The organism is Eoetvoesiella caeni (genome assembly GCF_003315175.1).
GTDB lineage: Bacteria > Pseudomonadota > Gammaproteobacteria > Burkholderiales > Burkholderiaceae_B > Eoetvoesia > Eoetvoesia caeni.
In genome coordinates, this window is record NZ_QNRQ01000009.1 from 36,529 (window position 1) to 61,567 (window position 25,039).

The 25,039-nt window shown below is 60.2% G+C and carries 23 protein-coding genes; 8 read left to right on the forward strand and 15 right to left on the reverse strand.

Features of this window, described 5'->3' with window-relative positions; genetic code table 11:
• Positions 1–58: 58 nt before the first annotated feature.
• The gene (alr, locus tag DFR37_RS15340) at positions 59–1,186 is read right to left on the reverse strand and encodes an alanine racemase (RefSeq protein ID WP_113934165.1); all 1,128 of its coding nucleotides are present in this window, start codon (positions 1,184–1,186) and stop codon (positions 59–61) included.
• Between the two features lie 163 nt (positions 1,187–1,349).
• Here alr and hpnC point away from each other — a divergent pair, with 163 nt between their 5' ends.
• From hpnC to hpnE, 3 genes are read left to right on the forward strand one after another with little or no spacing between them, the layout of a single operon-like run.
• Positions 1,350–2,216, forward strand: a complete 867-nt coding sequence (gene hpnC, locus DFR37_RS15345) for a squalene synthase HpnC (RefSeq protein ID WP_113934166.1) — start codon at positions 1,350–1,352, stop codon at positions 2,214–2,216.
• The gene (hpnD, locus tag DFR37_RS15350; protein ID WP_113934167.1) at positions 2,213–3,076 is read left to right on the forward strand and encodes a presqualene diphosphate synthase HpnD; all 864 of its coding nucleotides are present in this window, start codon (positions 2,213–2,215) and stop codon (positions 3,074–3,076) included. The genes hpnC and hpnD overlap by 4 nt, the downstream gene beginning before the upstream one ends.
• Positions 3,073–4,407 (forward strand): hydroxysqualene dehydroxylase HpnE, encoded by a 1,335-nt coding sequence (hpnE, locus tag DFR37_RS15355; RefSeq protein WP_113934168.1) that lies wholly within the window; start codon positions 3,073–3,075, stop codon positions 4,405–4,407. The genes hpnD and hpnE overlap by 4 nt, the downstream gene beginning before the upstream one ends.
• Positions 4,408–4,414: 7 nt before the next feature.
• On the opposite strand, the gene crcB is transcribed toward hpnE, so the two are convergent.
• The 5 genes from crcB to DFR37_RS15380 form a co-directional block, all read right to left on the reverse strand.
• The gene (crcB, locus tag DFR37_RS15360; protein ID WP_113934169.1) at positions 4,415–4,798 is read right to left on the reverse strand and encodes a fluoride efflux transporter CrcB; all 384 of its coding nucleotides are present in this window, start codon (positions 4,796–4,798) and stop codon (positions 4,415–4,417) included.
• A 124-nt stretch (positions 4,799–4,922) separates the two neighbouring features.
• A complete protein-coding gene (rocF, locus tag DFR37_RS15365; protein WP_113934170.1) occupies positions 4,923–5,846 on the reverse strand; it encodes an arginase in 924 nt (307 codons plus the stop codon).
• A gap of 3 nt (positions 5,847–5,849) precedes the next feature.
• The gene (thrC, locus tag DFR37_RS15370; protein WP_113934171.1) at positions 5,850–7,256 is read right to left on the reverse strand and encodes a threonine synthase; all 1,407 of its coding nucleotides are present in this window, start codon (positions 7,254–7,256) and stop codon (positions 5,850–5,852) included.
• Positions 7,253–8,563 (reverse strand): homoserine dehydrogenase, encoded by a 1,311-nt coding sequence (locus DFR37_RS15375; RefSeq protein ID WP_113934172.1) that lies wholly within the window; start codon positions 8,561–8,563, stop codon positions 7,253–7,255. The genes thrC and DFR37_RS15375 overlap by 4 nt, the downstream gene beginning before the upstream one ends.
• Positions 8,564–8,853: 290 nt before the next feature.
• Positions 8,854–10,170 carry an OmpP1/FadL family transporter gene (locus DFR37_RS15380; protein ID WP_113934173.1) on the reverse strand — a complete coding sequence of 439 codons (1,317 nt, stop codon included), beginning with the start codon at positions 10,168–10,170 and terminating at the stop codon, positions 8,854–8,856.
• 404 nt (positions 10,171–10,574) lie between these two features.
• Between DFR37_RS15380 and DFR37_RS15385 the strand changes: the two genes are divergently transcribed.
• Complete coding sequence (locus tag DFR37_RS15385) at positions 10,575–11,465, forward strand: crotonase/enoyl-CoA hydratase family protein (protein WP_113934174.1); 891 nt, start codon at positions 10,575–10,577, stop codon at positions 11,463–11,465.
• A 32-nt stretch (positions 11,466–11,497) separates the two neighbouring features.
• On the opposite strand, the gene pdeR is transcribed toward DFR37_RS15385, so the two are convergent.
• Together pdeR and alaC are read right to left on the reverse strand one after the other, a co-directional pair.
• Positions 11,498–13,483, reverse strand: a complete 1,986-nt coding sequence (gene pdeR, locus DFR37_RS15390; protein ID WP_113934175.1) for a cyclic di-GMP phosphodiesterase — start codon at positions 13,481–13,483, stop codon at positions 11,498–11,500.
• A 94-nt stretch (positions 13,484–13,577) separates the two neighbouring features.
• Positions 13,578–14,774, reverse strand: coding sequence for an alanine transaminase (gene alaC / locus DFR37_RS15395; RefSeq protein WP_113934176.1), 1,197 nt, complete (start codon positions 14,772–14,774; stop codon positions 13,578–13,580).
• Between the two features lie 97 nt (positions 14,775–14,871).
• Here alaC and DFR37_RS15400 point away from each other — a divergent pair, with 97 nt between their 5' ends.
• The 4 genes from DFR37_RS15400 to pdxA all read left to right on the forward strand — a co-directional run bounded on the left by DFR37_RS15400 (position 14,872) and on the right by pdxA (position 18,560).
• Positions 14,872–15,312, forward strand: a complete 441-nt coding sequence (locus DFR37_RS15400; protein WP_379881346.1) for an Mth938-like domain-containing protein — start codon at positions 14,872–14,874, stop codon at positions 15,310–15,312.
• Between the two features lie 3 nt (positions 15,313–15,315).
• Positions 15,316–15,786, forward strand: a complete 471-nt coding sequence (locus tag DFR37_RS15405) for a peroxiredoxin (RefSeq protein WP_113934177.1) — start codon at positions 15,316–15,318, stop codon at positions 15,784–15,786.
• Positions 15,787–15,848: 62 nt separating this feature from the next.
• Positions 15,849–17,474: a PhoH family protein gene (locus DFR37_RS15410; RefSeq protein ID WP_113934178.1), complete on the forward strand. Its 1,626-nt coding sequence runs from the start codon at positions 15,849–15,851 to the stop codon at positions 17,472–17,474.
• 75 nt (positions 17,475–17,549) lie between these two features.
• The gene (gene pdxA, locus DFR37_RS15415; RefSeq protein WP_113934179.1) at positions 17,550–18,560 is read left to right on the forward strand and encodes a 4-hydroxythreonine-4-phosphate dehydrogenase PdxA; all 1,011 of its coding nucleotides are present in this window, start codon (positions 17,550–17,552) and stop codon (positions 18,558–18,560) included.
• Between the two features lie 24 nt (positions 18,561–18,584).
• Here pdxA and DFR37_RS15420 read toward each other — a convergent pair whose 3' ends face one another.
• From DFR37_RS15420 to dxs, 7 genes are all read right to left on the reverse strand, one after another.
• Positions 18,585–19,976 carry a replicative DNA helicase gene (locus DFR37_RS15420; RefSeq protein WP_379881354.1) on the reverse strand — a complete coding sequence of 464 codons (1,392 nt, stop codon included), beginning with the start codon at positions 19,974–19,976 and terminating at the stop codon, positions 18,585–18,587.
• A gap of 246 nt (positions 19,977–20,222) precedes the next feature.
• Positions 20,223–20,678: a 50S ribosomal protein L9 gene (gene rplI, locus DFR37_RS15425; protein ID WP_113934180.1), complete on the reverse strand. Its 456-nt coding sequence runs from the start codon at positions 20,676–20,678 to the stop codon at positions 20,223–20,225.
• A gap of 17 nt (positions 20,679–20,695) precedes the next feature.
• Entirely contained in the window at positions 20,696–20,968 is a 273-nt protein-coding gene (rpsR, locus tag DFR37_RS15430; RefSeq protein WP_113934181.1) for a 30S ribosomal protein S18, read from the reverse strand.
• 103 nt (positions 20,969–21,071) lie between these two features.
• On the reverse strand, positions 21,072–21,389 hold the full coding sequence (priB, locus tag DFR37_RS15435; RefSeq protein ID WP_113934182.1) for a primosomal replication protein N: 318 nt from the start codon (positions 21,387–21,389) through the stop codon (positions 21,072–21,074).
• 24 nt (positions 21,390–21,413) lie between these two features.
• A complete protein-coding gene (rpsF, locus tag DFR37_RS15440; protein WP_113934183.1) occupies positions 21,414–21,806 on the reverse strand; it encodes a 30S ribosomal protein S6 in 393 nt (130 codons plus the stop codon).
• Positions 21,807–22,135: 329 nt separating this feature from the next.
• Complete coding sequence (gene folE2 / locus DFR37_RS15445) at positions 22,136–22,939, reverse strand: GTP cyclohydrolase FolE2 (RefSeq protein ID WP_113934184.1); 804 nt, start codon at positions 22,937–22,939, stop codon at positions 22,136–22,138.
• Positions 22,940–23,052: 113 nt separating this feature from the next.
• Complete coding sequence (gene dxs, locus DFR37_RS15450; RefSeq protein ID WP_113934185.1) at positions 23,053–24,930, reverse strand: 1-deoxy-D-xylulose-5-phosphate synthase; 1,878 nt, start codon at positions 24,928–24,930, stop codon at positions 23,053–23,055.
• Between the last annotated feature and the right edge of the window lie 109 nt (positions 24,931–25,039).

Sequence of the window (25,039 nt, forward strand, 5' to 3'; positions counted from 1 at the left end):
CCGCGCCTGCCACTTGAGCGGCGCCAGTGCCCGGCCCCGGCACATTCGGCATTTGCCATTAAATAACAGTTTTAGGCACCCGTGGCGCGACTGCGCATAATAATTCATAAGCAATGGTTCCCGCAGCCGCGGCGACCTCGTCGGCCGACGGGCCGCCTTCGCCCCACAGGACGACCTCGGAACCCACGTGCGCCTGCGGAACGGCGTCCAGGTCTACGATGAGCATGTCCATCGACACCCGCCCCAGCAACCGCGTGCGCACGCCGTCCACTACAACCGGCGTGCCTGTGGATGCATGGCGCGGATAGCCGTCGGCATAGCCGCAGGCCACGACGCCAATGCGCATGGCACGTTCTGCCGTAAATATATGGCCATAACCGACACCTGCGCCAGCAGGGATAGTACGCACGCAGATAAGCTGGCTGCGCAAGGTCATGGCCGGCAGCAGGCCCATGCTTTGCGCCGTACGACCGGCAAACGGCGACGCCCCATATAGGCAAATACCCGGCCTGCCCCATTGGGCCGAACCTGGCGCCACCGACTGCCAGCAGCCCGGGGTAAAGGTGCCTGCGGAATTGCAGGCGCTGACCTCGCCCGGCAGGCCCAGCGTGGTTTCATTGAACAGCCTTACCTGCTCGCGTGTGACTTCGGCGCTGTCGTCGGCCCGCGCGAAATGGGTCATTTTGCCCAGGCTTCCTACAATGCCGCGTTGCTGCAGCCGCTCGAGCCGAGCGTAGGCGCCACGGTAGTCGCGCGGCTCGAAGCCAAGCCGGTTCATGCCGGTATTGAGCTTGACGAAGATATTCACGGGGCTTGCCGGCGCCGCGGCCTCGAGCATGTCTATTTGCTCGGAGTTATGCACAGTTGCCGTTAAACTATAATGTTCGATTAACTTAAGGTCGGATGGTTCGAAAAACCCTTCGAGCAGCAGTATGGGCTTGGTCCAGCCCGCCTCGCGGCAACGCAGCGCCTCGGCCAGGTCAAGCATGGCAAGGCCGTCGGCAAGCTCGAAAGCCTGTACCGCGTTTTCTATTCCGTGGCCATAGGCATCGGCCTTTATGACCGCCCAGACCTTGGGCGCCGCATGCGGGCCGGAACTATTTGCGATATTGAATTGCGCGGTGCATACCGCCAGATTGTGACGTAAAGACGGCAATGAAATTATTGCCGAAATCGGACGTGGCATAACTCTCCCCTAATTGCCAGCAGTCTAACGGAAGTCGTCCCCGTGCGCGAAATGAATACTGGAATTTTTGCCACAAGGGGTAAAGGCGCCCGGGCTGCCCGCACGTGGCGCACCGCCTCATCCCAATACGGAAAGCGGGGCGAAACGCCCCGCCGAAAAGCTCATGGCCGTTGACCATTACGAAAATTTTCCCGTCGCTTCGCTGCTGCTGCCCAAAGAGCTGCGTGAACCCGTAACGCATATTTACCAATTTGCGCGCAGTGCCGACGACATCGCCGACGAAGGCGACTCATTGCCCAACCAACGGCTGGCGCTGCTGGCCGAATACCGTGCCGCGCTAAGGCAACTGCAAGAGGGCGAGCTGCTGCTGCCCCCATCCGACCCTCGGCACAAGATCTTCGAGCCTCTTGGGCGCAGTATCCAGCGCCTGGACCTGCCAATGGCGCCGTTCTTCGATCTGCTTTCGGCTTTCGAGCAGGATGTCGTCATGCACCGCTACCCCAGCCAGGAAGCGCTGCTGGACTATTGTTCGCGCTCGGCCAATCCAGTGGGTCGGCTTATGCTGCACCTGTACGACGCGGTCGATGAGGCGAACCTGCGCGACTCCGACGCCATTTGCACCGGTCTGCAATTGACCAACTTCTGGCAGGACGTTGCCATCGATTGGCTCAAGGGTCGGGTCTACATCCCCCAGGACACCATGGCGCGGCACGCCGTCGGCGAAGACGATATCGCCGCCGGGCGCGCCGATGCGGCCTGGCAAGCCCTGATGCACGAACAAGTGCAGCAGGCCAGGCACTGTCTGTTGGCAGGAGCGCCATTGGCTTTGCGCCTGCGCGGACGCGTGGGCCTGGAGCTGCGGCTGGTGGTGCAAGGTGGGCTGCGTATCCTGGAGCGCCTGGAGCAGCTACACTACGACATGTTTACTCGTCGCCCGACTATCGGCAAGCCGGACTGGATTTTGCTTTTATGGCGCGCGCTGCACCAATCCCGAAACGCTCCCCATCAACCTGATCCCGACAACGCATGAGTCCCGACGAATACTGTCAAAGCAAAGCCGTTCAAAGCGGTTCCAGTTTCTACTACGCCTTTCTTTTCCTGCCGCCCGAACGGCGCCAGGCAATTACGGCGCTATATGCATTTTGCCGCGAGGTCGACGACGTCGTCGATGAATGCTCCGACCCGTCCGTGGCCCGCGTCAAGCTCGCCTGGTGGAGCAAGCAGATCGATGCGCTTTTTGCCGGAAAGGCCGAGCACCCGGTCATGCAGGCCTTGGCGCCTCATCTTGAAAGCTGCCGGATTACCGCCGCGCGCCTGCACGCCGTAGTTGAAGGCATGGAGATGGACCTGGACCAAAGCCGTTATCTGGACTGGCCCGGCCTGCGCAAGTACTGCTGGCACGCAGCCGGCGTGGTGGGCGAGCTTTCGGCCGGTATTTTCGGCTATACCGATCCCGCCACCTTGGTATACGCCGAGAAACTGGGCCTGGCGTTCCAGCTTACCAATATCATTCGCGACATTGGCGACGACGCACGCCGCGGCCGTATTTACCTCCCTGTCGACGAACTCCAGCGTTTCGACGTCAAGGCGTCTGAAATCCTGGATAGCCAGCACTCAGAACGCTTCGTCCAGCTTATGCGCTTTCAGACCGAGCGCGCGCGGCAGCATTATCGCGAGGCCGTGCTGGCCCTGCCGGAAGCCGACCGCCGGACACAACGGCCCGGGCTGGCCATGGCGGCCATCTATTACGCATTGCTTGATGAAATCGAACGCGACAATTGGCAAGTTCTGGACCAGCGCATTTCGCTTACGCCGATACGCAAATTTTGGCTGGCCTGGAAGACCTGGGTCAGCGGGGGCCGCGGCCTGGTAAAACGGCTAAGTGCATGAAGGTCGCGGTTATCGGTGCGGGCTGGGCCGGGCTTAGCGCGGCTTTTTACCTGGACCGTGCCGGACACCGGGTCACCGTGTTCGAAGCTGCCCGTACGCTGGGCGGGCGCGCCCGCCGCGTGCATTCGCCCCGCCTGGACTCCGACATCGACAACGGCCAACACATATTGCTGGGCGCCTACTCTGAGACTCTAAAGCTTATCGGACTTCTGGGCCTGGACCAGGCCAGCGTGCTGCACGCCGAACCTCTGGCGTTGCGCAGCGCGGACGGCAGTTTCATGTTGCGCACGCCCGCGCTGCCGGCGCCGCTGCACTTGCCCGCCGCCGTGCTGACGGCCAATGGCCTGTCTTGGCGTGAAAAACTTTTGCTTATCAAAGCCATGATGCGCCTGCGGCGCCAACACTGGACGGTGGATGCCCAGGCTACCGTCGGCGACTGGCTTGCGCAAGAGCGTCAATCCGAGCGGGCCATCGGCCGTTTCTGGCGGCCGCTATGCCTGGCCGCCCTGAACACTTCCATCGAGCAGGCCGGTGCCCAACTGCTGGCCACCGTGCTTCGCGACAGCCTAGGCGGATCGAAGCTGGCCTCGCAAGTGCTTATTCCCCGCGTCGACCTGTCGCAGCTTTGGCCCGAGCATCTGCCGCCGTCCATCGCAATCCGCCCGGGCACTGCCGTACGCCGCCTGGTCAGCGACGCCGTGCATGTCGCGATCGACGACGAGACATTCGATGCCGCCATCGTGGCCACCAGCCCGCCCTCGGCGCTGCGTTTGCTGCGCCATACTTCATTGACGGCTGCACAGGAAGAATTCCTTGCACCTTTGGCTGACTTTGAATATCGCCCCATTGCCACGCTGACCCTGAAGCTTGCGCATCATTGGAACCTGCCGCAAGCCATGCTGATGCTGGACGATGCCCCCGAAAAACTGCATTTCGGCCAATGGCTGTTCGAACGCCGCCTGTTTGCCCAGGACCAGCAGTTGCCGCCTATGCTTTCCATCGTGGTCAGCAATGCGGGCCAACTGGCAAACCATCCACCGCATGAAGTGGTCGACGCCATGATCGAGCAGGTGCGTGCCCAAACCCGGCACCATTCGCCTATGCCGCAGGTCACCGGCCACGAGCTGATTGTGGAAAAACGCGCTACCTTTGCCGCCCTGCCCGCCATGCGCAGGCCCACCAACGCCACGCCCTGGCCGCGCATCTGGCTGGCGGGAGACTGGACCGACACGGGCTACCCGGCGGTGCTTGAAGGAGCTGTGCGCAGCGGAAAACGCGCAGCCGAACTGCTTGCGGCGGCAGGCTTCAGCCAGCATAGCCAGGCGCTGTAACCCAAGCCTACCTTAGCGCGTGCATGGTAGCCAGCCCAAGCGCCGTCAAGGCCAAGGCGCCAAACAAACTGATGCCCGCGTAGCCCATGGCCGAAAAATACGAGCCGCGCTCGAGCATCCCCACGGTTTCGGCGGAAAATGTCGAGAATGTTGTCAGGCCGCCCAGGAAGCCGGTGGCTGCAAACAGCTTGAGCCACTCCGGCGCCGACGGATAAAACAAAAATGCGCCCAGCGCAATGCCTATCAGATAGCCGCCGACCAGGTTGGCCGCAAGCGTTCCCCAGGGCAACAGCACACCGCCTTGATTCAGCCAAAGCCCCAGCAACCAGCGCGCGATCGCGCCAAGCGCGGCCCCTATTCCTATGGCAAAAAAATTCGAGAAGGCAAACATATGATCCGTTCTTCAGTAGGCTGGCGCTATTTCAGCACACCGCCCGTACCGGATGCAACCACAGCGGCATTGGCTTCTGAACCTGATGCCGGCTGATCGATTTGCTCTGCCAAGCCGGCAGGCACTAACGCCGGCGCATCAGTGTGCTTTTGCCGAACAGGCTTTCAACCAGGTCGACGGCCAACTGGGCCGTGCCGTTGCGTACGTCCAGCGCCGGGTTGAGCTCGACGATGTCCAGCGAAGCCAGGCACCCGGTGTCGGCCACCATTTCCATGCAAAGCTGGGCTTCGCGGTAGCTGGGCCCTCCGCGCACGGTCGTGGCCACGCCCGGAGCGATATCCGGATCGAGAAAGTCCACGTCGAAACTGACGTGCAGATGGACGCCTTCGCGCACATCGCGCAAGGCTGCCTGCATGGCGGCCTTCATGCCCACTTCATCGATGTACCGCATGTCGAACACTTCGATTCCGGCATCATGCACCAATTGCTTTTCGCCGGGATCTACGCTGCGCACGCCTATATGACTGATTTCTTCGGCCCGCAGCGCGGGGACCGGTCCACCCAGATTGAGCAGCGCCTCGGGCCCGGCGCCGACCAGGCAGGCCACCGGCATTCCATGCAGATTGCCGCTGGGCGTCAGCGCAGCCGTATTGAAATCGGCATGCGCGTCCAGCCAAAGCACACGCAGCCGCCGGCCGGCTTCATGGCAATGGCGCGCAACCGCGCTGATCGACCCCACGCCAATGCTGTGATCGCCGCCCAGCACGACGGGCAGGCGCTGCGCGGACAGTTCGCGATAAACCGCATCGTGCACCAGTTGGTTCCAGGCGACGACTTCGGCAAGATGGCGGTATCCATTCGCGGCGGGCGTCTGGGGATTGGGCGGCCCATTGAGGTCTCCGCAATCGGAAACCGAAAAGCCCATGCGCTCCAGCGCCTGGCGCAGCCCGGCCACCCGCAAAGCCTGCGGCCCCATGCTGGCACCCAGGCAGCTTGCGCCAATATCCGTGGGAACGCCTATCAGGCTTAGATGCTTGGCGCCGGGCATGGATCAGGCCGCGTGCTGCTCGATATAGCGGCGTACTAGTTCGACGTCGCAATCCATGACTTCCACTCTTTGTTCAAGGCTGGCCAGATCGCGCAAATTGGCGGGCGGCTCGGCCGGCTTGCCGATGGCTTGCTCGATGGTCTCGCTGAACTTGGCGGGCAGCGCGGTTTCCAGCACCAGCATGGGAATGCCGGGCTCGACATATTGCTGCGCCACCTTGACGCCGTCGGCCGTGTGCGGGTCGATCAGCACGCCGGTGCTTTCATGAACGCTACGGATGGTGCGCAGGCGATCGGCGTGGGTGCTGACGCCGCCGACGAAGCCGTAGCTGGCCTCGAACTCGGGCTGAAGATAGCTGAGGTCGAATTCGCCGTCGCGCGCCAGTTCATCCCACAGGGCGCGGACCTCGGCGGCATCCTGGCCAACCAGATCGAACACGAAACGCTCGAAATTGGACGCGCGCGAAATGTCCATGGAGGGGCTGGATGTTGCCTGTGTCTGGGCCGCTGACCGCGGCCGATAAATGCCTGTGCGGAAGAACTCTTCAAGCACGTTGTTTTCGTTGGTTGCCAGCACCAGGCGGCGCACGGGCAAACCCATGGAGCGGGCAATATGGCCCGCCAGGATATTGCCGAAATTGCCCGACGGCACGGCGAACGACACCTGCTGGCCGGGGCCGGTGGTGGCGCGCAGCCAGCCCCAGAAGTAATACACGACCTGGGCCGCAATTCGCGCCCAGTTGATGGAATTGACTGCGCCCAGATGATAGCGGGACTTGAAAGCCAGGTCGCCCGACAAGGTCTTGACGATGTCCTGGCATTCGTCGAATACGCCCTTCAACGCCAGGTTGTGAATATTGGCGTCTTGCAGCGAGTACATCTGCGCGCGCTGAAAGTCGCTCATGCGGCCATGGGGCGACAGCATGAACACAGAAATCCCGCGCTTGCCGCGCAAGGCGTATTCGGCGGCGGAACCGGTATCGCCCGAAGTTGCCCCAAGTATGTTCAGCGTGGTGTCGCGCTCGGCCAGCACGTATTCGAACACCTGGCCCAGGAACTGCATGGCCATGTCCTTGAACGCCAAGGTAGGACCTTGCGACAGCCCCAGCAGGCTCAAGCCGTCGGAAAGAGGCTTGAGCGGCACGATTTCTTCGGCGTCGAACACGCCTGGCCGATAAGCTTCGTGAACCAGCCTGCTCAGGTCTGACTTGGGGATGTCGTCGATGAACAGTCCCAGAACCTCGGTGGCCAGGCCTGGGTAGCTGAGAGTGCGCCACGATTCGAGCACTTGCGCGTCGATCTGCGGCAGGGACTCGGGCAAAGCCAGGCCGCCATCGGGCGCCAACCCCTCGAGCAGGATTTCCGAGAATGGCAGGGGTTGCATCCCCCCGCGCGTTGAACGGTATTTCATAGCAAGTTCTCCACCCGCAGGCGCGTAACTTCGGATTTGACGAACGGCAGTGTGCGGATTTTTTCCATGGCCAGATCGACCGCGCCTTCACGGGCCTGGTGCGACAAAAAGATGATGTCGGCGTCATTGACGCTGTGCGGTTCCTGGAACATGGAACCGATGGAAATTTCGCAGTCCGCCAGAATACGGGCCAGATCGGCCAGCACGCCGGGACGGTCTTCGACGCGCAGGCGCAGATAGTACGAAGACAGAACCTCGGACATGGGCAAAATGGGAATATCGTCCATGGCGTCGGGCTGAAATGCCAGATGCGGCACCCGATGCTCGGGATCGGCAGCCAGCAGCCGTGTAACGTCGACCAGGTCGGCCACCACAGCCGAAGCGGTGGGCAGCTCGCCCGCGCCCTGGCCGTAATATAAAGTGCCGCCTACGGCGTCGCCATAGACCTGCACGGCGTTCATGGCGCCCTCGACATTGGCCAACAGGCGTTCCATGGGCACCAGGGCGGGGTGTACCCGCAATTCAATGCCTGTTTCTCGCCGGCGGGTAATACCCAGAAGCTTGATGCGATAGCCCAGTCTTTCGGCGTGATCGATGTCTTCGCTGGCCAGGTTCGAAATACCTTCGGTGTAGGCTTTGTCGAATTGCACAGGAATGCCGAAAGCCAGCGACGCCAGCAGCGTCAGCTTGTGGGCCGCGTCGACGCCTTCGATGTCGAAAGTGGGATCGGCCTCGGCGTAGCCCAGGCGCTGGGCGTCGGCCAGCGCTTCGGCAAACGACAGTCCCTTCATGCGCATTTCGGACAGAATATAGTTGGTCGTGCCGTTGATGATGCCGGCCAGCCACTGTATGCGATTGGCGGAAAGCCCTTCGCGTATGGCCTTGATGATGGGAATGCCGCCCGCGACGGCGGCCTCGAACGCCACCATCACGCCCTTGGCATGAGCCGCGGCGAAGACTTCGTTGCCGTGCTTGGCCAGCAAGGCCTTGTTGGCGGTGACTACATGCTTGCCCTGCTGTATGGCTTCCATGACCAGGTCATGGGCCAGAGTGTCACCGCCTATCAGTTCGACCACAATGTCGATATCGGGATGCCGGACGACTTCAAAAGCGTCGCGAGTAACAAGTACGTCTTCGCCCACCATCTGGCGGGCCTTGGGCACATCGCGTACGGCAACCGCCACAATCTCTATATTCCGGCCGGCGCGGCGCGCAATTTCCTGGGCATTTCGGGCAAGCACCTTCCAGGTGCCTCCGCCCACAACGCCAAGACCCAACAAGCCAACTTTTACAGGGCTACTACTCATTTGACCAATCCATCCTTGCGGAACATCTTTTTAATGCCGCGCACCGCCTTGCGGGTGCGCTGCTCGTTTTCAAGCGCGGCCTGACAAAACCAGATAAACAAAGGGGGTTTCGGACAAAACAGGGCCGGCGGGACAGTTACTTATCCAGGCTGGCTATTGTACCTAAACTGGGCAAAGCCTTATTCCATTTGCCGCCGAACGAAGTCTTTTCCGCCTTGGCGGCCATGCAAGGGCAATGGCGGCACTGTCGCCGCCATGGAGCCCTATGGCGGCGACAGTGCGCTGCCCGGTTAAAAACGATGCGACAGCTGAACGCCCACCATATCGATGGCCGCGGCATAGCTTCCGGTTACGGTGCCCTTTGCCGCGTCGCTGTTATTGTCGATATATGGCTTGCGCATGAAAATGTGCGCATAGCCGATATCGATCGTGGATTGCTCGGTGAACTTGTACTGAACCCCCACGCTCAGCCAAATGCGATCGCTATCGGGCAAGGAAGTAGGCCTTAGGCCCGAGCCGGGCACCGGCGTCTGGTCGTAAGATACGCCAGCCTTGAAGAGCCATTTTTGGCTATGCCGGTAATTTGCGCCCAGGGCCACACGCCAGGTGTCTCGAAAGCCAAGCTTGAGGCTTTCCTGTCCCAACGAGCCGCTGTCGATGTCCAGCGACGGAAGGCTGCTCCAGCCGGTCCATGACACGTCCGCCAAGAGCTGCCATTTCTTATTGAGATCATGCGCGACGCTCAGGATGGCCGTATCGGGAAGCTTCACCGTCGTCGAGGCGTCGGCGCTACGCGCCGGCATGCCAAGCGGGAGGTTCTTCAGGGACGTCGTTCCTGTGGCGTCATAGCGCATTGCCGAGCGGTACGAAAGCCCAACGCGAGTGGCCGGCGTCATTTGGTATAACAGGCCCGCGTTCCAGCCCCAGGCATCGCCCTTCAGTTTTACCCGGCCGTCCATGTCGGGCGAACCCAAGACAGTGGCGGCCAGCGCGTTGGCCATGCCGCCGGGCAATTGCTGGACAAGACCTGCTGCGGGAACCTTGCGCTGATAGTCGGCGCTTAAATACTGCCAGTTAAGGCCCGCGCCCAAGGAAAGGCTGTCGCTGACGCGATACGCGACCGAAGGATTGAGGTTGACGGTCTCGATGCCGAACTCAGTCGAATGATAACGGCCGATCCACGTCTCATCGTATTCGGTCTTGAGCCCAAAAGGCGCTCCGATGCCTAGCCCGACATGCCAGTCGGGGTTCACCTGCCACGAAACATATGTATTGGGCAACAGCGCCAAGGAGCCGGCATCGCCGCCCGTGCCCGAGCCTAGCGCAAGGCCCGCGGGGCCGCGACTGCCATCGTTCGAGAACCTGAATGCCGGCTTGATCAGCGTCACCCCGCCCGAAACATTGAGGCCGGGAAGGCGGCTCATGCCGGCCGGATTATAAAAAATCGTGCTGGCGTTGTCGGCAACGGCAGCCAACCCCGCGTAGGCGTTTCCCAGCCCGCTGGCATTTTGTTCGATCAACTGAAAACCCGACGCATATACCGCAGACGGCCCCACGCCCAGAAAAATCGCCCACGCCGCAGCGAATGACACCCACCCTTTTTGCATACCGTTCCATTAAAAATTCTTTTGTGAAGATCCGCCTTCATGGCAGGCCTTATTAACCGCTTTATAAGCTAATGCATTCCCAATTTCGTCGTCAATGCTTATACTCACAATCTTTTAGCAGTGTTACGGAATGGCTACAAATGCCCTTCGGTAACAACCCATGTGAAGAATTCCAGGCAGGTGGCGGCGTCAGCCTCTTCGCCAGGCCAGGGCCGCCTTAAGGCCACTGAAGGGATACTTCGCTTAACCTCATCCTAAAGGACAGGGCTTGCGCTTTGGCTCGTGGTCGATACCTCCCATGAAAGACGGCCAGATATAATGAGTGGTTTTTTAATTGGCTTGAGCTTTACGAGCATCGTGGTCCTGGCCCTCAATGCAAAAGTAATATTCCTTTGGGCTGATCCATGCACTTAAAAGGCCATCCAGCCTGCCGGCCATTTACCGAGGCGGGCACCTTATCTCAAATAACCGCTTATTACGAAGAAGAACGTAATATCCTTTGGATGATGCTGCATGCGCATCCCCGCCCCTGCTTCAATACCGCACTCCTGCATGACATAGCCAAGCTTGGCCGGGCCGCGCGCGATTCAGGCCTGCGCATCGACTTCTGGGTTACGGGTTCGACCGTGCCCCATATCTACAATGTCGGCGGCGACCTGGAGCTTTTTGCCTCGCACATCCGGGCCGGCGACCGCGATTATCTGGTCTCGTATGCCCGCGCCTGCATAGACGCGGTATACGAAGCCATGACCGGATTTGGAACCGGGGCAATTTCCATCGCCATGGTCGAAGGAACGGCGCTGGGCGGCGGCTTCGAAGCGGCGTTGGCGCATCACTATGTACTGGCGCAAAAAGATGCCAAGATGGGGTTCCCGGAAATTGCCTTCAACCTATTCCCGGGCATGGGGGCCTATTCTTTGGTTGCCCGCAAATCCCACATGAGGCTGGCCGAGCAGCTTATCAGTACCGGCGAGCCCCATATGGCCGAATGGTATCTGGACAAAGGACTGATCGACGGCGTGTTCGAACCAGGCAACGCATATAAAGCGACACGCACTTTCATCGACGTGATCCGGCCCAAGCTGAATGGCATCCGGGCCATGCTCCGCGCGCGAGCCCGCGTCCTGCCCGTCAATAGGGCGGAATTGATGGAAATTGCCGAAGACTGGGCGCAAGCGGCCTTTGCGCTGGAAGAAAAGGATCTGGCCTACATGGAACGGCTGGTTATGCTGCAAAACCGGCGCACCAGCAAGCCTCTACCGCTGCCCGAAACGGAAACGAGCAACGCCGAATGAATCGGCGCCTGCGCCCGCCGGTACGATAGCGCCTAGGCGACCAGGCGCAGCTTCTTGCGGTTGGTCAGCCAGTCTTCGAACTCTTTGACCGGCATGGGCTTGGCATACAAATAGCCCTGTGCCGAATCGACATCGATGCTTTTGAGAAAGTCGGCCTGGTCCTCGACTTCGACGCCTTCGGCGACCACCTGGATATTAAGCTGCTGCGCAACGGCAACCATGGACCGCACGACCGCCTGCGAGGTCAGGTCTTCGTTGATGGAGCTGATAAAGCTTTGGTCGAGCTTGATGCTGTCCAGCGGCAGGCGCGCCAGCTTGGACAAAGAAGAATAGCCCGTACCGAAGTCGTCCAGGTGCACCTGGGCGCCCATGGTGCGGAACTGCAGGATAAGAGCATGCGCCAGCGTTTCGTCGATCAGGCAGCTTTCGGTAAGCTCCAGGTCGATGAGGCAGCGTATCAGGCCGGCCTGGCGCAATGCGTCGGCAAAATCCTGGACTATGGTCGAGTCGCACAATTGGCGGGCCGACAGGTTGACTGCAATGCGGATGTCCAGCCCCTGGGCCTGCCACTGCGCCGCCTGTTTTGCCGCGGTCTGCATAACCCATTTGCCCAATGGAACGATCAGGCCGGACTCTTCGGCATAGGGAATGAACTGCATGGGCGACAACCTGCCGCGCTCGGGCGAATCCCACCGTACCAGGGCCTCGACGCTGCGTACCACACCGGTTTTCAGGCAAATCTTGGGCTGGTAATAAAGGCTTAGTTGGTCGGTGGCCACCAAAGCCTTGCGCAAATTGCTGTCCAGCCACACCTGCTCGGCGGCCTTGTCGACCATTTCGGAGGAAAAAACGCGATACGTGCGCTTGCCGGCGTCTTTGGCCACATACATGGCGGTATCGGCGCTGCGGATGAGCCGTTCCAGCGTGTCGCCGTGTTGGGGGCACATTGCTATGCCGATCGAACAACCGGTATAGACTTCGATCAGGCCCAGATTGATAGGCGCCTTCAGGCGCTCGGTAATGCGCTGAGCCATTTCTTCAAGCAAAGGACCCGTGGTGTTCTCAATGAGGACCAGGAATTCGTCGCCGCCCAGCCGGCCTACGGTCTCGCCCTGCCGCATGCAATCGCGCAAGGTCAGCGCCACGGCCTGAATCAGCCGGTCTCCGACCAGGTGCCCGTAATGGTCGTTGACCTGCTTGAAGTTGTCCAGGTCCAGGAACAGGATGCCGAACTGCTTGGATTCTTCGAGGTAGAGCTCGATTTTTTCGTAGATGGCGTGGCGGTTCGGCAGGCGCGTCAGCATGTCGACGGTGGCAAGCTCGAGCAGGCGTGCCTGCGCTTTGCGCTCTTCGGTTACGTCGGTGCCCGAGCAGACCAGATAGCGTTCGTTGGGACCGCTGCCGCTATGCACGAACTTGTTGCGCCAAAGAATCTTGCGGACTCCGTTAAGCGTGTTGATCTCGCGCTCGACTTCGTATGACGACGAGGTCTGGAAAAAATTGTGGATATTGGCGCGCGACGGGCCTTGCTCGGCCGGGGGCATGAAGGAGTGCGCGTTCTTGCCGATGACGTCCTGCTCGCGCAGGCCGGTGACTTCTTCGCACAGCTTGTTGAAGCGCAGAATATTGCTGTTGTGGTCGATGATGACGACCAGAGAATTGACTTCCGAGATGACTTGTTCGGCAAATTCCAGGCCATGGGTCAGGTCTTTGGCCACTGCCGGCGTATCCATGTAGTCCGAAGCCGTTCCGGACCAGCTGGCGCTGCCGTTCTTCTTGCCGACCAGACTTAGCTTCTGGTGCTCTCCGTACAGGTTTACGTCGACGTCCAGATGCGATGTAACGCCTGTGAAGGCGCGGATCTGCTCGGCCTGCTCGGGCGGCAGGGCCACGACCATGTTTGCCGTTCCCTTGACGCCTTCAAGCTGCAAGGCGTCGCTATCGGCCGACAGCTGCCAAAAAGGGCTGCGTGTTCCGAAAAGAATGAACAGCAGCGACTCGTTCAAGTCATCATACATGGGGACACCTCGTTTTTCTTCGTTTACGGCGCAGGCGACTAACGGACAATCTATGAAGAAGTATAGAGGGGACGCACTATTTTCGCCAATATCTTCAAGCGCTCTGCTTGATCAAGCCATCTTTGCGGAACATCTCTTTGATGCCGCGCACCGCCTGTCGGGTGCGCTGCTCGTTTTCGATCAGGGCGAAACGGACATAGGCATCGCCGTACTCGCCAAAACCGATGCCGGGCGAAACGGCCACCTTGGCTTCGTCCAGCACCTTCTTGGCGAACTCCAGCGAGCCCATCTTCAGGTAGGGCTCGGGGATTTTCGCCCAGATGTACATGGAGGCCTTGGGGATGTCGACCATCCAGCCGGCTTCATGCAGCCCCTTGGCCAGCACATCGCGCCGGTTGCGGTACTGCTCGACCACCTTGGCGACGCCTTCCTGGGGGCCTTCCAGGGCGGCAATGGCCGCAACCTGGATGGGCGTAAAGGTGCCATAGTCGTGATAGCTTTTGATGCGCGCCAGGGCATTGACCAGTTCGCGGTTGCCCACCATGAAGCCGATGCGCCATCCGGCCATGTTATAGCTTTTGCTCATGGTGAAGAACTCCACCGCGACGTCGCGGGCGCCCTCCACTTGCATGATGGACGGCGCCACATAGCCGTCGAAGGTGATATCGGCATAGGCCAGGTCGTGCACGACCAGGATGTTGTGCTCTTTGGCCAGCGCCACGACGCGCTCGAAAAACGACAGTTCGACACACTGCGCCGTGGGATTGCTGGGAAAGCCCAGGATCATCATCTTGGGCTTGGGAATACTTTCGCGCACCGCGCGCTCGATTTCCTCGAAGAAATCCAGGCCCGGCACCATTGGGACCGAACGGATGTTGGCCCCGGCAATGACCGCGCCGTAAATATGAATGGGATAACTGGGATTGGGCACCAGGACGGTATCGCCGCGGTCCAGCGTAGCCAGCATGAGGTGTGCCAGCCCTTCTTTGGACCCTATGGTGACTATGGCTTCGGTGTCGGGATCGATCTTGACCCCGTAGCGCCGCTCGTACCAGCCCGAAATGGCCTTGCGCAGGCGCGGAATACCCTTGGACACTGAATAACCGTGCGTATCGGGCCGGCTGGCGACCTCGATGAGCTTGTCGACGATGTGCTTGGGCGTAGGGCCGTCCGGGTTGCCCATGGACATATCGATGATGTCCTCGCCACGCCGCCGCGCCGCCATTTTGAGCTCGCCTGTGATGTTGAAAACATAAGGGGGCAAGCGCTCGATGCGGGGAAAGCTGGTCATCATGGATCCTTGGGAGGATGGAGGTAGGCAATTAACCCAGTAGTTTAAACGATGGCAGGAATTGCGCTATCATCAAACCGACTTCAGGAGTTTTTCAGTGCAACTACAAGCCGAATCGAATCCAGCCATGAACACCGTGACCGCCTACGGTCAGGATTACATTGAAATCAACGCCGTTACGTTCAAGTACGCGGTGTTTTTCAGCCCGGAAGGCAGTATCCAGCGCTGGGACGTTCAAAAACCCGAAGACATCACCGCCGAGCTGCTGCGCCAGGCCGCCGGCCTGGGGCAGGCCAAGGCCGATCCCATGGCATTTCTGGACGGCGCACCTGCCGGCAAGCCGGCCGATGCCCCCGAAGTCGTTCTTATCGGCACCGGCCGCACACAACGATTCCTGGCTCGCGACATAGCACAGGGCCTGCTGGACCTGGGCATCGGCGTCGAAGCCATGAGCACGCAGGCCGCCGCCCGTACCTACAATATTTTGATGGCCGAGGGGCGCCGCGTGGTCGCCGCCCTTTTGCCGCTGGAGCCGTAAACCATGAGCTTAGTTTCCGTTGGACAACCCATCCCCGACTTCACCGCCCACAGCACCCAGGGCGAGGTCAGCCCGCAGGCGCTCAAAGGCCGCTGGGCCGTGTTGTATTTCTACCCCAAGGACAATACCCCCGGCTGCACGACCGAAGCGCAGGATTCTCGCGATAACTACAAGGATTTCCTGGCGGCGGAATGCACGGTTATTGGCGTGTCGCGCGATTCGCTCAAATCGCACATCGGCTTTGCCGAGAAGCAGGAATTGCCCTTCCCGCTTATCGCGGACCCCGAAGAAACTTTATGTACGCTCTTTGACGTCATCAAAATGAAAAACATGTACGGTAAACAGGTAAGAGGGATCGAACGCAGCACTTTCTTGATCGACCCTGAAGGCAAGCTGGTCCAGGAATGGCGCAAGCTGCGCGTGCCCGGCCATGTGCAGGCTGTCTTGCAAGCCTTGCACGACCACGCCGAGTAAGTTCCGGGCCAGCCCATCCTTCATTCGCAGCGACTCAACATACGCACAGGAGCACAAACCATATGCCGCTACCAAAGCTGCCCGCACGCATGGGAACCCTTGTTCGCGCCGATGACGCGCAATACCGTGCCGAACGTGCCCGTGAAGCAGTTCCCGCCCCGAAAACGCCGGCGGCAAAGCAAGTAGTCCCTGCCGCGGCCGCTCCGACCCCGGCGGCCGAATCGCCCCGCCTTTCAGTGGTCAGCGGTGCGCGCCCCAAAAAGAAAGCCCGCCTGCCGGTGGCCCGGCGCAAGCTGTTCGTGCTGGACACCAATGTCTTGCTGCACGACTCCAATTCACTGTTCAAGTTCGAAGAGCACGATATCTTCTTGCCCATGATTGTGCTTGAAGAGCTGGACCACCAAAAAAAGGGCATGTCGGAAGTCGCTCGCAACGCGCGCCAGGTCAGCCGTTCGCTGGACGGGCTGGTAGGCGCTTCCGTCGCGGTGCAAAACGGCCTGGAGCTTGACGCCCTGGGCAATGTGGAAGCCCTGGGCTCCTTGCACTTCCAGACCACGGCGCTGCATTCCCAGCTTCCCATCGAACTGCCGCACGGCAAGGCCGACAACATCATCCTGAATGTCGTCCATGCCCTGCAGGAAACCTTGCCCAAGCGACAGATCATCCTGGTTTCCAAAGACATCAATATGCGCCTCAAGGCGCTGTCGCTGGGCCTGCACGCAGAAGATTATTTCAACGACCATGTCCTTGACGACTCGGACCTGCTGTACGACGGCGTCATGCCCCTGCCTGAAAACTTCTGGGCCAAGCATGGCAAGGACGTAGAATCCTGGCAGCAAGGCGGTACAACGTATTACCGCGTTACCGGGCCCTTATGCTCGGAATTCATCGTCAATGAGTTCGTCTATTTCGAAGGCGAACTCCCCCTGTATGCCCAGGTCAAGGAAGTCACCGGCAAAAGCGCGGTGCTTGCCACCTTGCGCGACTACAGCCACGGCAAAAACAACGTCTGGGGCATCACGGCACGCAACCGCGAACAGAACTTCGCCCTGAATCTGCTGATGAACCCGGACTGCGACTTCGTCTCGCTGCTGGGCCAGGCCGGTACCGGCAAGACGCTGCTGGCCCTGGCCGCGGCGCTGACGCAAACCCTGGAGACCAAGCGCTATACCGAAATCATCATCACCCGCGCCACCGTGCCGGTGGGCGACGATATCGGCTTCTTGCCGGGTACCGAAGAAGAAAAAATGCTGCCCTGGATGGGTGCCCTGGAGGACAACCTGGAAGTGCTGCACCTGGGCACCGGCAACAACGAGGCCATGCCATCGGCCAACGGCGGCCAGGAATGGGGCAAAAGCCCAACCATGGAAATCATACGTTCGCGCATCAAGGTCAAGTCCTTGAACTTCATGCGCGGCCGCACTTTCCTGAACAAGTTCCTTATTATTGACGAGGCGCAAAACCTCACGCCCAAGCAAATGAAAACCCTGGTCACCCGGGCCGGCCCCGGCACCAAAATCGTATGCCTGGGCAATATTGCCCAAATCGACACGCCCTACCTGACCGAAGGCAGTTCGGGGCTGACTTACGTAGTGGACCGCTTCAAGGGATGGCCGCACGCCGGCCACATAACCCTGCAACGCGGCGAGCGCTCGCGCCTGGCCGACTACGCCAGCGAAGCGCTATAACCCGCTGCCGCGTCCATGCCGCCCGGGACCTCGTCCCGGGCGTTTCTTCTTCGAGCCAGTCGTCCGGTTGCCATCATGAATCCAAGCTCAGCCTCCAACCCCCAACCTGTCGGCATCACCATGGGCGATGCTGCGGGCATCGGCCCTGAAATCATCGTCAAGCTGTTTGCCGCGGGGCTGCCCGGCACTGCAGTGGTATATGGCGACGCCGGCATCCTGGACGCTGCGATCCAGCGCCTGCAGCTAGGCGATCGGTTCAAGGCCGCCCAGATCGATTCACCCCGCGCGGCCAGCGCTGAGCCGGGGCTGATCCAGGTATTGAACCGCTGGGAGCCGTTGCCCGCCGACTTGCCCTTGGGGCGACTCAACCCACTGGCCGGCCGGGGCGCCTACGAATACCTGTGCCATGCCATCGACGATGCGCAAAGCATGCAGTTGCGCGCCATCGTTACCGCCCCCCTGAACAAAGAGGCCATGCAGGCGGGCGGCATCGACTACCCCGGCCACACCGAGATCCTGGCCGAACGCAGCAACACGAAGCACTACGCCATGATGCTGGCCAATCCCGAACTACGCGTCATCCTGGTCACCATCCATGTAGCGCTTGCGCAGGTAAGCGCGCTCATTACCCCGGACGCCGAGCTGAACACCATACGCCTGGCTCATACGGCCTGCCGGCAGGCCGGCATCGCCCAGCCGCGCATCGCGGTGGCGGGGCTGAACCCGCATGCGGGGGAAAGTGGCCGCTTCGGCCGCGAAGAGATCGAAGTGATAACGCCGGCCATCGAGCAAGCCCGTGCGCAAGGCATGGACGCCAGCGGACCATGGCCGGGCGATACCATATTCATGCGGGCGCGACAGGGGGAATTCGATATCGTGGTAGCCCAGTACCACGACCAGGGGCTGATCCCGGTCAAGTACCTTGGCGTGGACCAGGGCGTCAATGTAACGGTCGGACTGCCGTTTGTACGCACCAGCGTCGATCATGGCACGGCATTCAATATTGCGGGCCAGGGCATTGCGGACCCCAGTTCGCTGCGAGCGGCGTACGAACTTGCCATGACCATGACGCCTGAGGCGGCCTGAACCGCCGGACGCGCCCAAACGCAGCTACATGCCGCCGCCCATGCCCGACGAGAAGTTCAAGAAACGGGTACTGGCGCCCTGGAAGGTAAGGCGCACGCTGCCGATCGGGCCGTTACGCTGCTTGCCGATGATGATCTCGGCCGTGCCTTTATCAGGCGAATCGGGGTTATAGACTTCGTCGCGATAAATGAAAAGAATCAGGTCGGCGTCTTGTTCGATAGCGCCCGACTCGCGCAGGTCGCTCATGACGGGGCGCTTGTTGGGACGCTGCTCGAGACTGCGGTTAAGCTGCGACAGGGCAATCAACGGGCAATTGAGCTCTTTGGCCAAGCCTTTGAGCGAACGGCTGATCTCGGAGATTTCAGTTGCCCGGTTCTCGCCGGAAGAGTTCGCCGACATGAGCTGCATGTAGTCGATAATGATCAACCCCAACTGGCCGCATTGGCGCGCCAGCCGGCGCGAGCGCGCACGCACTTCCATCGAGCTTAGCGCGGGTGTCTCGTCGATATAAATTTGCGCTTCCTGCACCTGCTGGACGGCGTGCGTCAGCCGCGGCCAATCGTCGGCCGTCAGCTTGCCGGTACGCATGCGGTGCTGGTCCAGCATGCCCACCGAACCTACCATCCGCATGGCCAGTTGCACCGCGCCCATTTCCATGGAGAACACCGCAACCGGCAAGCCTTGTTCAATCGCCACATGCTCGCCGATATTCATGGAGAACGAGGTTTTACCCATGGACGGACGCCCGGCCACAATGACCAGGTCGCCGGCCTGCAAGCCCGAGGTCATGCGGTCCAGATCGGTAAAGCCGGTAGGCACGCCGGTAATATCGGAATCGCCTTCGCGGTGATAAAGCTCGTCGATGCGCTCGACGACCTGGGTCAGCAGCGGCTGGATGTCCTGGAAACCCGACACGCCGCGCGAGCCTTCCTGCGCGATCTGGAAGACCAGCGATTCCGCCTCGTCGAGCAACTGCCGCGCTTCCTTGCCCTTGGGGTTGAATGCGGCGGCTGAAATTTCATCGGCTACCGAAACCAGCTTGCGCAGCATGGAGCGCTCGCGCACGATTTCGGCATAGCGTCGGATGTTGGCGGCCGAGGGCGTGTTGTGGGCCAGGGCATTCAGATAGGCCAGCCCCCCTACTTCGTCGGCCTTGCCGCCGGTGGAAAGCGATTCGTTCACGGTTACCACGTCGGCCGGACGCGCCAGCCCGATGAGGCGGGTAATATGCTGCCAAATGATCTTGTGGTCGAAGCGGTAGAAGTCCTCTTCGCCCAGGACATCGGAAATACGGTCCCAAGCGGCATTGTCGAGCAGCAAGCCGCCAAGCACGGACTGCTCGGCTTCTATGGAGTGCGGAGGAACACGCAAATAATCCAGTTGTGAGTCGCCGGATAGTTGTTTGTTGTCCAAAATGAGTACCCCTGAGAACCTGCTGTATAAGACAAAATAGACCGCCTTGCGGCCCGTATGGACCGCCAGTCTAGCAAAATAAAAAATGCCGGCAAGTGCCGGCATTTTTTTACTGATGGGCGCCCCGAGATAAAAAGCGCCCCCTCGGGGGGCAGCGAACCGCGCAGCGGTGACGCGTGGGGGCTTTTTTTATAGCGGGACGTGGAACACGGCCAGGAACTAGCAATGTACCACGCCGCCGGACAGCCTTTAAGCCATCTCGCCCACGACAACCACGTTGATGTCGGACACTACGTCCGCATGCAAGGCAACTTGCACGGGGAACTCGCCAACGGCCTTGATGGCGCCGTCAGGCAAGCGGATATGCGACTTGACGACTGAATCAAAACCTTCTTTGACCAGAGCGGCGGCAATGTCCATGGTAGTGACGGAACCGAACAAGCGGCCGTCCACGCCAGCCTTCTGGCTGAGCTTCAGGGTAAAGCCGTTAAGCTTGTCGCCGGCGGTTTGCGCGGCGGCCAGCTTTTCAGCTTGCTGCTTTTCGATTTCGGCGCGGCGTGCTTCAAACTCTTTGAGAGCTGCATCGGTAGCACGGCGGGCGATTTTTTGGGGGATCAGGTAATTGCGGGCGTAGCCGTCGCGAACGCGCACGACTTCGCCAAGATTACCCAAATTGACGACTTTTTCAAGCAGAATGACTTGCATGACGATAGGCCTCGGAATTAGTTATGGTTATCGGTGTAAGGCAACAGAGCCAGGAAGCGCGCACGCTTGATAGCTGTGTCGAGCTGACGCTGATAATGAGCCTTGGTGCCGGTCAGACGTGCAGGAATGATCTTGCCGTTTTCCTGGATGAAATCACGCAAAGTATCCAGATCCTTGTAGTCGATCTGCTCGACGCCGGCTGCCGTGAAGCGGCAGAACTTGCGGCGCTTGAACAGCGGATTCTGTTGAGTGAACTTGCGTTTTTCTTTGCCTTTTTTGAAGAAAGCCATAATGTGCCTCTTTACTCTTTAAGTTGGGGGATATCCCCCGCTGTATGTACCATGCATCGAGTGGGTTAAGGGCTCGCGCAATCTGAATTTACCAACGGGCTTGCTAAACGGTGGCGCTTGCGCCTCCGGCAAAAATCCGTTTCGCCTGCTGCATATGCAGCACCAGCTTGCTTGCGCCTTTCCGGACAGGGGCTATAAACCCTTCTATCGACAGCGACGCACCCAAGGGGGTGTCGACCAGCAACAAAGCGATGTCTCCCAGGGCAATGGCAGGAATCGTGAACTCGACGCGTCGGGCCACTCCGGCCTCGATCACCTCGGATTCGTGGTTCAGCAGCATTTCAAGTGCTGGCAGGCCGGCCGGGGTATACCTTAACGGTTTGACCTCGATCGCTTCCGCCCTCAATGCAAGCTGATTCATGCCTTGGATCCGGGAAACCGGCGCTTACTCGGCGTTGTCGCTGTTGTCGGTGTTGGCCGCGACAGCTTCAGTGCTGGTCTTGCGAGCTTCTTCGCGCTCGACCGACTTCATCATCACGGATGGCGTGGTGTCGGCCTTCTTGGTCTTGATGACCAGATGGCGCAGCACTGCGTCGTTGTAGCGGAACAGATGCTCGAGTTCGTCCAGGGTAGCCTGGTTGCACTCGATGTTGAGGCACACGTAATGGGCCTTGACCAGTTTTTGAATTGGGTAAGCCAGTTGGCGGCGGCCCCAGTCTTCCAGACGATGCACCTGGCCGCCGTTGCCGGTAACCAGCGATTGATAGCGCTCGGTCATGGCGGGCACTTGCTCGCTTTGATCGGGATGCACAATAAACACTACTTCGTAGTGACGCATGAACTACACTCCTTGAGGAAATCTTTTGGCGCCTTGGCATATAACGCGAATCAAACCGCAAATGCCGCCGGCCCCAAAAGGGACAGCCCGCCCAACGCCTTTTTATGGCGCGAGTCGAGCAAGAAACCGCTAATAATAACACGTCGGGCCGGTTATTGCCCGAAAAAATGGCTTCCGCGGCCAAGTCCCCGCTCCAGGACCCACGCCAGGCTCAACGCCATTAGCCCCCGAAATGGCTTGGCGACAGGGCCTGGCCCGTAATTGGACCGGGCCTTGAAGACGCCGGGCTATGGCCGCCCTTGGGTCATGGGCGCAAAGGCGGGCGGCTTTCAGCCTTCGACAACGGCGTAGGCCGAGTGATTATGGATGGACTCGAAGTTTTCGGCTTCGACCCGAAAGCGTTGCACGCCCGCCACGGCCTTGACCCGCACGGCCACATCGCGGACCAGGTCTTCGACAAACTTGGGGTTTTCGTATGCGCGTTCTGTGACGTATTTTTCGTCGGGGCGCTTGAGCAGGCCCCATAGTTCGCAGGAGGCCTGCTGTTCGATCATGCCGATAAGAGCGTCGACGTCAATGCCCGCCACGTCGTTGAACACGACATTTACGGTTACGTGCGAGCGCTGATTGTGCGCGCCATAGTTCGAGATAGCCTTGGAGCACGGGCACAGGCTGGTTACCGGCACCAACAGTCCCAGTTCGAATTCGGTGGCATCGGCGTTGGCCCTGGCCGTCCATTTGACTTCGTAATCCATCAGGCTTTGCACGCCGGATACCGGCGCCGCCTTATTGACGAAATAAGGGAACGACGCGCTCATGTCGCCCTGCTGTGCATTGAGCAAGGGCAGCATGGCTTGCGCCATGTCGCAAAACAGCGCCGGGGTCATGGCCTGCACGCGGTATTGCTCTAGCAAGGCCACGAAACGCGACATATGCGTGCCTTTTTCGTGCGCCGGCAACGCCACGGTCAGTTCCCAGGTAGCCACGGTGGGCAAGGCGGGGCCGCCCGCGGCGGCAATCAGCATGGGGTGGCGCACGCCGCGCACACCGACCCGCTGGATTGGCATATGGCGGGTGTCCGCACTACTTTGCACGTCGGGCATGACGGCGACCGAATCAATCAAGGAATTCATAATTCAACCTGAATGTGCCCGAATACTTCCAGGCGTGGACTAAAAAAGCTACTCAGTAATGTGATGCAAGGACCCGGCGAATAATTCCCGCAACAGGTCGTGTAATAAGGCTGTCAGGCGCACTTGCCATGCACCTGGACCGCCGGAAAGCGTGCTCGAACGGCACTTTCAATACCGAGGGCATCCAGCCCCAGTGACTTGAGCAAGGCCGCCTGTTCGCCATGGTCGATGAAGCGGTCGGGCAAGCCCAGTTGCAGCACCGCGCAAGCCAGTTCCTGGGAACTGAAGTATTCCAGCACCGCGCTACCCGCCCCGCCCATGATAGAACCCTCTTCAATCGTAACAAATGCGTCGTGGGTTTGCGCCAATTGCCGCAGCAGTTGTTCGTCGATCGGCTTTACAAAACGCATGTCGACCATTGTAGCGTCAAGCGACTGCGCTGCCTTGAGCGCTTCGGGAACCAGCGTACCAAAGCCCAGGATGGCTATGCGGCTCCCTTCGCGCAACACACGCCCTTTGCCGATAGCCACGGCTTCAAGGCCTGCCGAGACCTCGGCGCCGCAACCGGCGCCGCGCGGATAGCGCACCGAGGCCGGGCCTGGGTACTGATAACAGGTAGTCAGCAGCAAGCGGGCTTCGTTCTCGTCAGAAGGCGCGGCTATCACCATATTGGGGATGCAACGCAAAAAAGCAATGTCGTAATTACCGGCGTGGGTTGCTCCGTCGGCCCCCACCAGCCCCGCCCGGTCCAGGGCGAACGTAACGTCTAGGTTTTGCAGGGCAACATCATGCACAAGCTGATCGTAGCCGCGCTGCAAGAACGTGGAATAGATGGCAACGACCGGCTTGAGGCCTTCGCAGGCCATGCCTGCGGCAAACGTCACGGCATGCTGCTCGGCAATGCCCGCGTCGAAATAGCGGTGCGGAAACTGTTTATGGAATTCGACCATGCCGCTGCCCTCGCGCATGGCCGGGGTTACGGCAACCAAATGTTCGTCGGTCTGCGCCATATCGCACAGCCAGCGTCCGAATACCTGGGTAAACGTTTGTTTGGACGGCGCCGAGGGCTTCTGGATGCCGACCGATGGGTCGAACTTGCCTGGCCCGTGATACAAGACCGGATCGGCCTCGGCCAGTTTGTACCCCTGCCCTTTCTTTGTAACCACATGCAAAAATTGCAGCCCGCCCAAGGCGCGCAGATTTTCAAGCGTGGGCACCAGGGCGTCCAGGTCGTGGCCGTCGATAGGCCCGACATAGTTGAAGCCCAGTTCTTCGAACAAGGTCGCCGGCGAGACCATGCCCTTGGCATGGCCTTCGAAGCGCCGGGCAAGTTCGAGCACCGGTGGTACATGCTGCAGCACGGCGCGCCCCACGTTTTTGGCCGTGGCGTAAAAGCGCCCCGACATCAGGCGGGCCAGATAATGATTGAGCGCGCCCACGGGCGGCGAAATCGACATGTCGTTGTCGTTCAGCACCACCAGCACATTGACGTCAGGGGTGACACCGGCATTGTTCAAGGCCTCGAACGCCATCCCCGCCGTCATGGCGCCATCGCCGATGACCGCAATGTGCTGGCGATCCAGCCCCAGGTTGCGCGATGCAACCGCCATGCCCAGGACCGCGGAAATCGAGGTCGACGAATGCGCCGTGCCAAAGGCGTCGTATTCGGACTCACTACGCTTGGGAAAGCCTGAAATCCCGCCCTGCTGACGCAAATGCGCCATGGCTTCACGCCGGCCGGTCAGGATTTTATGCGGATACGACTGATGCCCGACGTCCCAGACAATGCGGTCGTCCGGCGTATTGAACACATAGTGCAGCGCGATTGTCAGTTCGACCGTGCCCAGATTGGACGACAAGTGTCCGCCGGTTTTCGACACGGATTGCAGGACGAATTCGCGCAACTGCCCGGCCAGCTCTTTAAGCTGGCGCGGAGTCAGCGCGCGCACCTGCGCCGGAGAATTGATTTGGTCGAGTGAGACAGTGGTCATACAAGTAATAATAAAGGCCTTGCCCAATTAACAGCCGAACCGGGTAAAGACAACAAAACGATCGGCGCCCGGCTGAACTAGCTATTTTAGACCCAGGCGTAAAAATTCT